Below are 13,768 nucleotides of genomic sequence, written 5' to 3'. Positions count from 1 at the left end.
TTAGTTCCATCACCCAAACTATCTATGTTACAATTTAAATTTTAAACTTCTTAATTAATCTATTTAATATCTCTGAATAATTTTTCAGTGTTTCAGCTTGTTCAGCCATTTCTTGTAACCCTGAAGATTGCTCCTCTGATGCAGCACTTACTTCTTCCGTAATTGCAGCTGTTTCTTGTGATACTGCTGCAACCTCTGATATATTAGACACAACAATATCTTTACTTTCAGTTATCTTATCTAATGATGATGTAACTTCACTAATATTGCTTTCTAACTCATTGATCATATTACTTATTACATCAAATTTAGTTTTTGTTATTTCTAAGCTTTCTTCTGTTTCTTCATTAAGCTTTTTAGTTACTAATGTTTCTTCATAAAGCTCTTTTATACTTGCTTTTACTTCTTCTATTACATAATTAATTTCTGTTGCTGATTTAGCTGATTCCTCTGCTAATTTTCTCACCTCATCTGCAACAACAGCAAATCCTCTACCAACTTCACCAGCCCTTGCTGCTTCTATGCTTGCATTTAAAGCTAAAAGATTAGTTTGCTCTGTAATTGATTTAATAGCATCAACTATAATTCCTATTTCCTCTGATTTGTTTGATAATAAATCCACTTTAGATACCATGTTATTACTAGCTTCTATATTCTTCTCATATGTATCTGTTAAATTCTCTAAGGCAACTGTTCCTTCTGATGAAGACAATCTAACTTCTTTTGATGTTTTAAGCATCTTTTGAGAACTTGATATAGACTTGTCAACTTCTTCTTCTAACACAGCCACTACACGAACTCCTGAATCTAATCCAGCAGCTTGATCTGTTGCTCCTCCTGCTATTTGTTGAATTGACTTTGCTACTTCTTCCCCCACATTGCTAGACTCTTTAATTATTCCAAATAATGTCTCTGATCCATAATTCACCTTTTCAGATGCTTCTTGTATTCCTGATAAAAGTATTCCCATATCTTCGGTTAATACATTTAAACTATCCATCATAGCATTGATTTCTCTATTATAATAAAATTTACTTTCTACTTTTCCTGTAAAATCTCCATCTTTAATTTTATTCAATAAATTTACAACTTCTCTTATAGGCTTTGTAAGTCTTCTTGTAAATATTCCAGCTGATATAACCACCATAATTATCATTATTATTAGTACTGATACTGATAGCAATAACTCTTTTATATATGAAGAAATTAAATCCCTTCTTGGAATAGATACCGAAATAATTAACCCGCTCTCTTTTTCTACAACCTTATAACTTATATACTTTACGTCATCTATTTCTGTAGTAATTCTTACATTACTTTCACCTTTTATTATGTTCTCTATCCAAGGAAAGTCATTTATCCCTTTCCCTATTAAACTTGTATCACTATTAGCGATAATTATTCCATTCTTACTAAATACAGTACCAAAAGCTTTATCCCCTAATTCAAGATTCTGAACTATACCTGATAAAACATCAAGGTTCTTATCTATCCCTACAACACCTTGTATTTCACCTTTATCATTTAATACAGCTTTAGAATATGTAACTACTATTTTTTTAGTTGCAATATCTTGATAAGGTTCTGACATTATAGTCTTAGATGGATTATTTACTGCTTCCTTATACCAATCTCTTTGTCTAGAATCAAAATTATCACCTAAATCAGCATATGGTGCTAATACAAATTTTCCATCTTCACTTCCCATATACACAGATATTACATCCTTATTTATTTCCTTATATGCCTGTAATGTCTTTTCAAACCAAACTATTTCATTATTTTTATTCTCTTTCAATCCCCTTGCATTAGCATCAACAGCTAAATATTCAATATCTTTAGTACTATTATTATTTTCATTTACTAATGATTGAGATACTACATCAATACTTTTATCAATAGTTGCATTTATAACACCATTAATATTTTTATTAAGCGAATAAAAGTTAGATAATACCATTGCTACTAATGGTATTATGGATGTCATAATAAGAAGTCTTACTATTGCTTGCTTTATAGTTTGTTCCTTAATTTTTCTTTTTTTCATTTTTCCTCCTCCAACCTACATGAAAATTAATATAAACAATATACTTTCCTTATATTAATTTATCGTATAAATAAGCACTAAATTTAGTCATAAACAGGCAAATTCAAACATTTATTTTTTCCTTTTTCTATATTTTTTAATTTCCATTCTTAATTCTTTTAAAATTGTGTATGAAAACATTATCACAAATTGATATTTTATTACTTTCTATACAAGTAGTAAATAAAAAAAATTACTACTCCCAAATTCATTTTGACAGTAGCAATTTGTATTTACATATCTTTTAATGTACGCTTTAAAAATTCACGTGTTCGTTCTTTTGTTGGATTATTAAATATTTGCTCTGGAGTTCCTTCTTCTTCAATAACTCCATTATTCATAAATACTACTCTATCTGAAACTTCTCTTGCAAAACCCATTTCATGCGTTACAACTAACATTGTAAGACCACTTTCTGCAAGCTCCTTCATGACCTTTAAAACTTCTCCTACCATTTCTGGATCAAGTGCTGATGTTGGTTCATCAAAAAGAATAACATCTGGCTCCATCGATAATGCTCTTGCAATGGCAACACGTTGCTTTTGTCCTCCTGATAGTTGCTTTGGTTTAGCATTAACATAATTACTCATACCAACTATATCTAAATACTTCATTGCAACTTTCTCTGCTTCTTCTCTTGAGCGATTTAATACTTTCATTTGTCCGACAACACAATTACTAAGCACATTATGATTATTAAATAAATTAAACTGTTGAAAAACCATACCTAACTTAGTTCTGTATTTATATATATTGTGATCGTCATCTAAAATATTTTCTCCATTGTATATTATTTTTCCACCAGTTGGTTTTTCCAAAAGATTTATACATCTTAGCAAAGTTGACTTACCAGATCCAGATGATCCTATTATGCAAACAACTTCTCCCTTATCTACTGAAAAATCAATATCTTTTAACACTTCATGAGTTCCAAAGGATTTATTTAAATGTTGAATATCTATTACTTTCTTCATACTTTTCCTCCATTAAGCTACTACATCTTTAGTTTTTTGTAGTATATCTTCTGGTCTTTCTACTTGCATTTGATTTCCAGCCATAATGTAATTTTCTGGGCCATCTATTTTTCTTTCAAATGCTCTTAAGATTCTTGTAACTGTATATGTCATTATAAAATAAAGGATACATGTTACGAAGAATGCTTCGAAATATCTATAATTATTTCCTGCTACTGTTTTTGTTTGGAAATATAGTTCGGATACAGAAATTACATTTAAAACAGATGTATCCTTTATATTTATTACAAACTCATTACCTGTTGCTGGTAATATATTTCGTATAACTTGCGGTAATACAATATTCATCATTGTTTGAAAATGATTCATTCCTATTGCTTGAGCAGCCTCAAATTGACCTTTATCTATAGAAATTATGCCCCCTCTTACTATTTCTGACATATATGCCCCAGTATTTATTGATACTATAAATAATGCTGCTGCTATTTTATTTATATCTATTCCTAAAAATTGAGCTGAACCATAGTAAATTACCATAGCTTGCACTATCATAGGTGTTCCCCTAAAAAATTCTATATAAATAGAAAGAATTACATTAATAATTTTAAGAAATACTTTCTTTAGCCCCCTATCAGGCACAGGAATAGTTCTAATAACCCCTACTAATAAACCAATTAAAGTACCAATTAAAGTACCAATTATAGAAATAAAAAGTGTCATACCTGCTCCACGTAAAAACATTGGTAAGTTATTTTGAAGTATTTTTACTATCCATTCAATACTCATATTATCCTCCTAATAATTATCTAAGATAAAATTTGAATAGGTTAAATATTAACCTATTCTAATAAAACTATTGAGCTGCCGGTTGATTCTTAATAGCATTACTCATTATTTCTGTTTGTTCTTCTTGTGAAATACCTGATAAAATTTCATTTATTTTTGCTGTTAACTCACTGCCTTTTTTAATACCTACTGCTGTTTCTGTATCTTCTGGATTTGTAACAAATCCATCTTCAAGCTCAATCATTTTAAAGTTTGAGTTAGCAGTTTGTGCACTAACAGCTTCTGGTTTTTCAGATACATATGCATCAATAACACCTGATTCAAGAGCAACTCTCATAGCTGGAAAGTTATCCATAGCTTCTAGTTTTTTTACCCCTTGAATTTGCTCTATTACTGAATAATGGAATGTATTTAATTGCCCTGTAACTTTTGCTCCATTAAAATCAGCTAATGTTTTAGCATTAGTATATTGACCGCCATTTTTAACAACCATAACTAATTGTGATTTATAATAGTTATTAGAAAAATCTATTGTTTCCTTACGCTCTGCTGTTGGTGACATACCTGCAATTATTGCATCAATTTTTCCTGATGTTAATGCTGGTACTAATCCATCCCATTCTGTTTTAACAATAACTAGCTCTTTTCCTAATCCGTCAGCTATTTTCTTTGCAATTTCTACGTCATATCCACCTGCATATTCTGCACTTCCATCTATTTTTACTCCTCCATTTGAATCATCCATTTGTGTCCAGTTAAATGGGGGATATCCAGCTTCAAGTCCAACTCTAAATACATTTTCATCCTTTTTATTTGAGTTTCCTGAGCCACATCCTGTTAATAATAGCATTGCTACTAATGATAATGAAATTAATAATGATAGTTTTTTCTTCATAGTAAATCCTCTCCTCTTTTTTAATAATAAAAAACCAACCCTTTGATTGGATTGGTGCTATCTTAAATCTTTGGATAGGTTCCTATAAAAAAATAACTGAGCAAAGCTCAGGCCTAATTTATATATAACCTAATCCTCATCTTCCCATTTGAGATAGCACAACTTAATAAACCGGGAAAGTTTATTAAGACAGTCCTGTAGCTCTTAACTACAGACCCAGCAAGTAATACCGAGATATATTACAAGCTTCGGCAAAATTTCCTTCTCCTTAGTATCATCACTTTCTCTAGTTCAACCAAAGACTGTTAAATTTTGCGCCTCTACCCCACATATGAAAGTGAGGTATTTATTAAATTTATGTTTTTAGTGTACAGGCTTATATAATAAATGTCAATAGTTTAATAAAAAAATCTATTTTTATATTTTAAATTCTCTAGCTTTTTTAGGATCAGTAACTAATATAAACAAACCTCATAAAGATACTATCTATTTTCCCTCTAAAATATCCACTTAAGGTAATTTGAAATTAAATAAACCCTTCCAACTTGCTAGTTTAGAAGGGTATAACATTAACATATACTTTATTTAATATAACTTTATTATCTTTTACTCATATAGACCATAAGTTTTATTTATATCTTGTGTAAAAACAATGCCATTTCCTGGCTTATCCATTTCAAGTTCTTTTCTTATAGAAGCTATAATTGCCTCTGTTTTATCATTCTTAGATATAATCATAACTATTTCTTTTTCAGGTTCTATTTCCATAGCAAACACTTTACTTGTTTCATGGATGCCAGAACCTCTAGCATTTATTATTGTTCCACCTTTTGCTCCTGCTTTAGTGGCTGCATCTATAACATCTTCTGCTCTGCCTTTTTCTACTATAGCAGTTATAGAATTATACATTATATTTTCTACACCTCTTTCTTTACTAATATTATCGCTTTTATACCTTCTTGTTCCTAAAATATTTGATATAGAAGTAGTAAATACTATCCCATGATTTGGCTTTTCAAACTTAAATTCTTCATCTAACTCTTTTAAAGATTTAATAACAGTATCACTATCAGCAACCATAAGAACAATTTCTTTTCTTATATCTGATAGACCTAAATAATCTAAAATTTTATTATTAACTGTCCCTCTTCCTAAAAATATAGTTCCCCCAGAAACACCGTGATATTTTGCTCTCTGTATCAATTTACTTCCTAACCCAAAATTGACTATAAAATAAATAAGCTCCATACCTTTAGATTCAAGGCTATTGGACATCATCAACAATTCCTCCTTTTCTGGATTTAATTTTAAAGATAAATCCTAGTATTTGTAATGCGATTATAGGTGTCATTGCAACCATTGCAATCATACCAAATCCATCTATAAGAACATCTGCACCTTCAATAGCTTCTGCTACACCTTGAGCAAAGGCTAATATGAATGTAGCTGTCATCGGTCCTGATGCAACTCCTCCTGAATCAAAGGCCATTCCAACAAATAATTTCGGTACAAAATAGCTCATTGCAATTGAGACTAAATATCCAGGCAATAAGTAATGCCATAATTTAACTTCAGGTACTAATATTCTTACCATGGATAGCGCTACAGCAAAACCTACTCCTATTGCAAGTGTGAACATTACAACTTTTCTTTTTACATAGCCACTTGTAACATCTTCTATTTGATGTGTCAATACATAAACTGCTGGTTCAGCCAATATTGTAACAAACCCTAATACAAAACCTACAATAATAACATATATTTTATTGTCCAATGCAGCTATACTTTTACCAACTACAGTTCCTACATCCATAAAACCTGCATTTACTCCAACTAAAAATATGACTAATCCTATAAATGTAAATAGCATCCCAAATAAGACTTTTCTAAATAATCTTTTTGATAATTTAAACTTTACTTTTTGAAAAATAATGAAAATAATCAATATTGGTAATAATGCTAATAATATTTCAAATGTTATTACTGGTATTTTCTCAATAAATGGTAAAATAATTGATGTAGATATTACCTCTGATCCTTCAAGGCTTCCTGTAACTTGGTCTGTCTTAGATAAAATACTCATTAACATTACTGATATAATAGCACCAGTAGATGCTATAGCAACTAATCCAAAACTATCCTTTTCTGATGACTTACTATCCTTTTTCAGACGGGAAACTCCTGTTGCTAGTGCTAAAATAAATGGAACTGTCATTGCTCCTGTTGTAGCTCCTGATGCATCAAAAGATATTGCTAAAAATTCTGGAGATGTAAATAATGCAAGTAGCATAATAACTCCATATATAATAGTTAATAATTTATATAAAGGAAAATTATATACTATTCTCCCCAATCCCAAAGAAAGCATAACAGCTATTCCTATAGAAACAATAGCTACTATAAGCCATTTAGATACTAATCCTGACGTAACAAATTCTACTTGCCCTCCAAGAATTTGTAGATCTGGCTCAGCTACAGATATAAAGAATCCAAGTAATAATCCTGCTGCTATAACTATCCAAAGCTTATTTGTCTTTGCTATATTCGTTCCCATTATATTACCTATAGGTGTTACTCCAATATCTACTCCAACTAAGAATATAGATAACCCTATAACAATTGCAACTGTTCCAATTAAAAATCTAATTAATAATGGAATTTCTATAGGTGTCAATGTGAAATTTAATATTAATACTATTATGGTTATTGGCAGAACAGACATTAATACTTCTTTTATTTTTTCCGTTAATAAATTCAAACATGTATCATCCCTTTCTTTTATTAATTTTATTAACTCATAATATAATTATACAGTATTATTATGTTTTTATTGCTATTATTACGTTCTTTTTACACTATGTTAATATTTTATTCATCTTTATTATAAATTCCTCTACTATATAATTATTATTTACTTAAATATAAAATTAATTTATTTATATAAAAATATCCTATGAATAACTTACAATTTGTTACCCATAGGATATATAATATATATTAAAGAAGCGTATTAACATTATTCTTATGAATTTTATATCCAGCTATTAAATTCTTCATCTGTAGCTAGCACATAATGCGTTCCGTCCACATGTTTCTTAACCCCTTCTGAATAGTCTATTCCACTAGTTTCATAATCATAAGATTCTGATATTCTTGATTTTTCTACGTTTGGATTCGGATGTGGTATGGCTGATATTAAGGATTTAGTATAAGGATGAATCGGGTTTGAAAAAATCTCTTCTGTTGTTCCAGTTTCAAGCAAATATCCTAAATGAAGTACCCCTATTCTATTTGAAATATACTTTACCATTGATAAATCATGAGCTATAAATAGAAGTGCAGTATTAGTTTCATTTTGAATTTCTTTCATTAAATTTACAACTTGTGCTTGAATAGAAACATCTAAGGCACTAATGGCTTCATCAGCTATAATAAGCTTGGGATTCATTATAAGTGCTCTTGCAATTCCTATACGTTGCCTTTGTCCTCCTGAAAATTGATGAGGATATCTATTAGCATGCTCTTTTGATAATCCTACCTTCTCTAATATCTTATATACCTTTTCATTTCGTTCTTCTTTATTGCTATATAAATGATGTATGTCCAAACCTTGTGCAATAATATCTAATACCTTTTTACGAGGATTTAAACAAGCCATAGGATCTTGAAATATCATTTGCATATTAGTTCTCAAATGCTTATTTTCCTTTTCTGATAACTTTCCAGATATATTTGCACCATCAAATTTTATTTCTCCAGCTGTTGGATCATATAATCTTATTATTGAACGTCCAATTGTGGATTTTCCACTTCCAGACTCTCCAACAAGACCATAAGTTTCACCTGGATATATTTCAAATGAAACACCATTTACTGCTTTTACAGTAAATTTTCTACTTACCCTAAAATGTTGTTTTAAGTTTTTTACTTCTAATAAAGGCTGCTTATCTTGCATCCACATACGCCTCCTTTAACATTCTATCTATTCTACTTCTTAGTTCTTCTGGCATTTCAACTTTTGGTGAATTCTCATGCAATAACCAAGTTGCTGCATAGTGAGTATCAGTAATTTTAAACATTGGAGGCTCAATACGGTTGTCAATATTTAATGCATAAATATTTCTTGGTGAAAAAGCATCTCCCTCCACCTTATTTAATAAATTAGCTGGTGTTCCTGGTATTGTATAAAGCTTATCATCCGTAGTATCTATATCTGGCATAGCTGATAATAACCCCCAAGTGTACGGATGTCTTGGATCATAAAATATCTCATCTACATTCCCTTTTTCTACTATTTTTCCGGCATACATAACTGCTACATAATCAGCCACCTTTGCCACAACTCCAAGATCATGTGTTATATATATAACTGATATATTTAATTTTCTTTGAAGATCTTTTATTAATTCCAATATTTTTGCTTGTATAGTTACATCTAACGCAGTTGTAGGTTCATCACATATTAGCAGATCAGGATTACAAGCAAGTGCTATAGCTATAACAACCCTTTGTCTCATTCCTCCTGAAAGTTGATGAGGATAATTTTTCATACGTTTTTTTGCATCAGTAATGCCAACAAGTTCTAATAATTCAATAGCTTTTTTCTGTGCTTCTCTTTTTGGAGTCTTATAATGCCAAATCATTCCCTCCATGATTTGTGCTCCAATTGTCATAGTTGGATTTAATGATGTCATAGGATCTTGAAATATCATCGCTATACGCTTTCCATTTATTCTTGTTCTCATTTCTTTCTTTGATAATTTTAAAATATCAACTTCAACTTTTTCATTATCTCTGTAATAAGTAAAATTAATACTTCCTGAATTAACTTCACCGTTACTACTTAATATCCCCATAGCAGCCTTCATCGTAACTGATTTACCACTACCACTTTCACCTACTATTGCTAGAGTTTCTCCTCTATATAAATCTAACTTTACTCCACGAATGGCATTTACCATACCTGCTGATGTTTTAAAGGATATGGATAAATCTCTAATGGATAATACTTTTTCTTTATTCATTTACCATAACCCCCTACATTTCCTTCATTTTAGGATCAAAAGCATCACGTACACCATCTGCCAACATATTAAAGCTTAGCATTAATATTGCAAGAACTATAACCGGAGCTACTATCATATATGGATGTGTAGTGAATGATTTAAAGGCATCACTAATTAGTGATCCCAAAGAAGCCATTGGTGCCGGTACTCCTAAGCCAATAAAAGCTAGAAAAGCTTCTGTAAATATAGCATTTGGTATAGAAAACATTGTATTTGTAATTATTGCACCTAATATATTTGGGAGAATTTCTTTAAATATAATAAATAAACTCTTTGCCCCCAAAGTTCTAGATGCCAAAACAAATTCTTGTTCTTTTAACTTAAGCATTTGAGCTCTAGCAATACGATTCATACCAATCCAACCTGTAATCATTAAAGAAAATGTTATTGTTAATAATCCGGGCCTTAATACTATAATTAGTAATGTAACAATTACAAGACTTGGGATACCATTTAGTATTTCTGCAAAACGTTGCATTACATTATCTACAGCACCTCCAAAATACCCTGAAATTAGTCCATAGCTTAAACCAAATATCATATCAATTGCAACTGCTATCAATGCAATATAAAGAGAAATTCTTGTTCCCATCCATGTTCTTGTAAATATATCTCTACCTAAAACATCTGTACCAAACCAATAATAAGTATCTTCAAGTCCTGTTTTATTTCCATTAGCTGATACATACTTATTAACTTCAATTGCTCCTTGTGAAGTATTCATCTTTTCTCCACCGTCAAATATACCGATATTTTCTATTAATGGTATTCTTGGTGCAAGGTTTTGATGTGCTATAGTTTGTGAATCATATGTATGACCATTCATCCAAACCCCTACCACAGCCATAAAAGTAATTAGTATAATACAAATAAGTCCTAGTATTGCTCCTTTATTTTTCTTAAGACGTGATAAAACATCCTTCCAATAAGATTGACTAGCATAGATTCTATCAATATTAGTTAAATTTTCTTCACCAACTAACTCAAAATCATTTTCTAAAAATTCTATACTTTCTGTTACAAATTCTTTACTCATGATTATCCTCCTTTGCTAATCTTATTCTTGGATCAACAACTCCATATAAAATATCAACTACAAGCATTATTGCTATATACATTGCGCTATATATAAATGCTAATGCAACTATTACATTATAGTCATTTGATTGAATTGCAGTTACCAAAAGACTTCCGATTCCAGGAATCGAAAATATCTTTTCAATTACCAAACTACCAGTCATAAGTCCTACTATTAACGGAGCTAAAACAGTAATAATTGGAATTAAAGCATTTCTTACAGCATGTCTTAGTAAAAGTCTTATTCCACTTACTCCTTTACTTTCTGCAAGTTGCATATAATCTGAACCAAGAACCTCTAACATTTCGGTCCTTGTAAAACGAGCTATTGTAGCTATTGTAAACATGCATAAGGCTATTGTTGGAAGTACTGAAGATTTAAAGGGCATTTCTGCTGAATATAAAAGTGGAAATAAAGTTACCTTAAAACCTAAATAATAAGATAATCCTAATGCAAATACATATGAAGGTAAACTTACTCCTAAAACGGAAATCACAGTAGTTATAGTATCCCAAATCGTATTATGCTTTATTGCAGCTATTATTCCTAAAATTAACCCTATTAAAGTTCCAAGTAAGACCGCTTGTCCCCCAACTCTTAATGATATTGGTAAACGTGTTTGTAGCAATGCAGATATTGGTGTATTCTTTGAAATTGTATAAGAAACCCCAAAATCTCCTGTAAGCATATTTTTTATATAATTAAGAAATCTTATAAATACCGGTTGATCTAATCCATACTTTTGATTTAATAGTGCAATTTGATCTACAGTTAATTTTTCATCATTAAATGGAGATCCGGGCATAAATTCTAGCATTAAAAATAATATTAATAAAATTACTAAAAGTGTCGTTATGGAAATTGCTATTCTTTTAAGCAAATATTTTTTCATCTGCAATTCCTCCTGAAAGTAATATAATAAGTGAAAAGTGAAAAAGGAAAGAGTGAAAAAGTGAGTTAGCATCTGTATCTTTCAAGTTTTGCATAGCAAAACACCCTTAACTTTTCACTTTTTCACTCTTAACTTTTCACTATAATAATTTTTTTACAATTTAATTCTTAGTAACATTCTTGAAAATTCTAGTAACACCAACTGAATGGAATTCTATATTAGAAACACTCTTTTTAATCATAACAGCATTTCCTTTTTGATATACAGGTAAAATAACCGCTTCATCCATTACCATTTTTTCTGCTTTCTTTAATTCCTCCCATCTTTTTTCAGGGTTTAGAGCAAGTTCTCCGTCTTTAGCTGATTTAATCAACTTATCATATTCTGAATTTGTCCAAAAACCGTAGTTGTTAGGGCTATCTGTTGTCCACATATCTAAATATGTCATTGGATCTGCATAGTCAGGACCCCAACGAGTAAGTACAGATTCAAAATCTCCTGCTTGCATTCTTTCAACTCTGTTCTTTTTAGGCATTACTTCAAGTTCTATTGTAACTCCTGGAAGAGTTGTTTGAATTTCTGATTGAATAAATTGAGCTACATTTTGAGCTGATTCAGTATCTTCAACCATCATTTTATATTTGAATGTTTCTTTTCCTAATTCTTTCTTTGCATTATTATAGAACTCTAAGGCCTTAGCTTTATCTGTTGAAAGATAAGTTCCAGTTGTTTCACGGAAGTCTTTTCCATCTGGTCCTGTAGCTAGTAACTGCGGTACTGCAAAATCTGCTACAACAGAACCATCTTTTAATATATTATTAACGATAGCTTCTTTATCATAAGCTAATGCAATTGCTTTACGTAAATTTTCATTTTCTAATCCTGCTACCTTTTGATTAACAGAAATATACCAAAGGTATCCTGCTGCAACATTTGTAAACTCAGGGTCAGCTTTAAATTGTTCTACTTGTTCCCCTGCAAGTGCAGCAACATCTAAATCACCATTTTGATATGCAAGCATAGTTTGTTGAGCTTCTTTTATTACTTGGAATTTGATTCCATCTAACTTAACAGCATTAGCATCCCAATAATCCGAATTCTTAACTAATTCTATTGTTGTTGCTGCTGGTTCATAAGAAGAAATTTTATATGGCCCATTTGCTAAAATAGTATTTGGTGATGTTGCAAAGCTATCTCCAGATTGTTTATAAAATTCTTCATTAACTGGGAAAAATGATGGGAATGATAATAATGATTCAAAGAATGTAACTGGATGTGATAGTTCTACTACCAAAGTATTATCATCCTTTGCCTTTACCCCTAACTCTTCAACTCCCTTTTTACCTGCTAAAACATCTTCAGCATTTTTAATTCCTGCAATGCCAATCATAAAAGCATATTCACTAGCTGTTTTCGGATCAGCTAAACGTCTCCAGGCAAATACAAAGTCATTTGCTGTTACTTTAGTACCATTTGACCATTTAGCATCTCTTAATTTAAATGTATAAGTTAATCCATCTTCACTCTTTTCTGCTGATTCTGCTGCAGCTAATATTGGTGATCCTGCCTTGTCCACAGAATATATTCCTTCTGTAACAGCTGCTATTGCTTCAAAAGAAGTACCATCAGTTGCAATTTGAGGATCCATTGATGCAATCTCAACATCAAATTGAACTTTTAAAGTTTTGTCTGAACCTTGTGTTGTCTGTGTACCATTAGAATTATTGCTTGTACTTTTTGCCCCACCGCAAGCAACTAAGCTAATTGACAACGTCATCGCTAATGCCAAGGTTAAAAGTTTCTTAACTTTTTTCATATTACGCCCCCTAATTATTTATTTATCAAAGAAACAAAATTATTTTTTACAATTTGATAATATCGTTTGCTTTTTTATATATTATATATTGTTATTTTTATCCTTGTCAATATAAAAATTTGATAATTTAATAAGTATTTTAATTAATTTTTTATATTAAATATCTTTTTTTATT

The 13,768-nt window shown here is 30.4% G+C and carries 11 protein-coding genes and 1 riboswitch; all 11 genes read right to left on the bottom strand.

Annotated features, from left to right (window positions below; translation table 11 throughout):
• Positions 1 to 34: 34 nt before the first annotated feature.
• The gene (locus AAT22_RS04435) at positions 35 to 2,047 is read right to left on the bottom strand and encodes a methyl-accepting chemotaxis protein (RefSeq protein ID WP_047000389.1); all 2,013 of its coding nucleotides are present in this window, start codon (positions 2,045 to 2,047) and stop codon (positions 35 to 37) included.
• A gap of 272 nt (positions 2,048 to 2,319) precedes the next feature.
• On the bottom strand, positions 2,320 to 3,060 hold the full coding sequence (locus AAT22_RS04430; RefSeq protein ID WP_016208108.1) for an amino acid ABC transporter ATP-binding protein: 741 nt from the start codon (positions 3,058 to 3,060) through the stop codon (positions 2,320 to 2,322).
• A 12-nt stretch (positions 3,061 to 3,072) separates the two neighbouring features.
• A complete protein-coding gene (locus AAT22_RS04425; RefSeq protein WP_047000388.1) occupies positions 3,073 to 3,846 on the bottom strand; it encodes an amino acid ABC transporter permease in 774 nt (257 codons plus the stop codon).
• Between the two features lie 67 nt (positions 3,847 to 3,913).
• Positions 3,914 to 4,741: a transporter substrate-binding domain-containing protein gene (locus AAT22_RS04420; RefSeq protein WP_047000387.1), complete on the bottom strand. Its 828-nt coding sequence runs from the start codon at positions 4,739 to 4,741 to the stop codon at positions 3,914 to 3,916.
• Positions 4,742 to 4,887: 146 nt separating this feature from the next.
• A riboswitch (Lysine riboswitch) is annotated at positions 4,888 to 5,072 on the bottom strand.
• A 275-nt stretch (positions 5,073 to 5,347) separates the two neighbouring features.
• Positions 5,348 to 6,019, bottom strand: a complete 672-nt coding sequence (locus tag AAT22_RS04415; RefSeq protein ID WP_347456819.1) for a P-II family nitrogen regulator — start codon at positions 6,017 to 6,019, stop codon at positions 5,348 to 5,350.
• Entirely contained in the window at positions 6,006 to 7,499 is a 1,494-nt protein-coding gene (locus AAT22_RS04410; RefSeq protein ID WP_047000386.1) for a DUF1538 domain-containing protein, read from the bottom strand. Before AAT22_RS04410 ends, AAT22_RS04415 begins: the two co-directional genes overlap by 14 nt.
• A 273-nt stretch (positions 7,500 to 7,772) precedes the next feature.
• Complete coding sequence (locus AAT22_RS04405; RefSeq protein ID WP_047000385.1) at positions 7,773 to 8,696, bottom strand: ATP-binding cassette domain-containing protein; 924 nt, start codon at positions 8,694 to 8,696, stop codon at positions 7,773 to 7,775.
• Entirely contained in the window at positions 8,686 to 9,765 is a 1,080-nt protein-coding gene (locus AAT22_RS04400) for an ABC transporter ATP-binding protein (RefSeq protein WP_047000384.1), read from the bottom strand. Before AAT22_RS04400 ends, AAT22_RS04405 begins: the two co-directional genes overlap by 11 nt.
• A 13-nt stretch (positions 9,766 to 9,778) precedes the next feature.
• Positions 9,779 to 10,843, bottom strand: a complete 1,065-nt coding sequence (gene opp3C / locus AAT22_RS04395) for an oligopeptide ABC transporter permease (protein ID WP_047000383.1) — start codon at positions 10,841 to 10,843, stop codon at positions 9,779 to 9,781.
• Complete coding sequence (locus tag AAT22_RS04390) at positions 10,836 to 11,777, bottom strand: ABC transporter permease (protein WP_047000382.1); 942 nt, start codon at positions 11,775 to 11,777, stop codon at positions 10,836 to 10,838. The genes opp3C and AAT22_RS04390 overlap by 8 nt, the downstream gene beginning before the upstream one ends.
• A 160-nt stretch (positions 11,778 to 11,937) precedes the next feature.
• Positions 11,938 to 13,593, bottom strand: a complete 1,656-nt coding sequence (locus AAT22_RS04385; RefSeq protein WP_047000381.1) for a peptide ABC transporter substrate-binding protein — start codon at positions 13,591 to 13,593, stop codon at positions 11,938 to 11,940.
• Positions 13,594 to 13,768: the final 175 nt, after the last annotated feature.

Source organism: Clostridium sp. C8 (assembly GCF_001010885.1).
Classification (GTDB): domain Bacteria; phylum Bacillota; class Clostridia; order Clostridiales; family Clostridiaceae; genus Clostridium; species Clostridium sartagoforme.
The sequence above is the reverse complement of the archived record's forward strand: the minus strand, read 5'-3'. Positions and strand labels throughout refer to the sequence as shown.

Coding starts and splice junctions, on each gene's coding strand:
- AAT22_RS04390 (WP_047000382.1), bottom strand. CDS start 11,777: ATGAAAAAATATTTGCTTAAAAGAATAGCAATTTCCATAACGACACTT.
- AAT22_RS04405 (WP_047000385.1), bottom strand. CDS start 8,696: ATGCAAGATAAGCAGCCTTTATTAGAAGTAAAAAACTTAAAACAACAT.
- AAT22_RS04385 (WP_047000381.1), bottom strand. CDS start 13,593: ATGAAAAAAGTTAAGAAACTTTTAACCTTGGCATTAGCGATGACGTTG.
- AAT22_RS04425 (WP_047000388.1), bottom strand. CDS start 3,846: ATGAGTATTGAATGGATAGTAAAAATACTTCAAAATAACTTACCAATG.
- opp3C (WP_047000383.1), bottom strand. CDS start 10,843: ATGAGTAAAGAATTTGTAACAGAAAGTATAGAATTTTTAGAAAATGAT.
- AAT22_RS04415 (WP_347456819.1), bottom strand. CDS start 6,019: ATGATGTCCAATAGCCTTGAATCTAAAGGTATGGAGCTTATTTATTTT.
- AAT22_RS04430 (WP_016208108.1), bottom strand. CDS start 3,060: ATGAAGAAAGTAATAGATATTCAACATTTAAATAAATCCTTTGGAACT.
- AAT22_RS04400 (WP_047000384.1), bottom strand. CDS start 9,765: ATGAATAAAGAAAAAGTATTATCCATTAGAGATTTATCCATATCCTTT.
- AAT22_RS04420 (WP_047000387.1), bottom strand. CDS start 4,741: ATGAAGAAAAAACTATCATTATTAATTTCATTATCATTAGTAGCAATG.
- AAT22_RS04435 (WP_047000389.1), bottom strand. CDS start 2,047: ATGAAAAAAAGAAAAATTAAGGAACAAACTATAAAGCAAGCAATAGTA.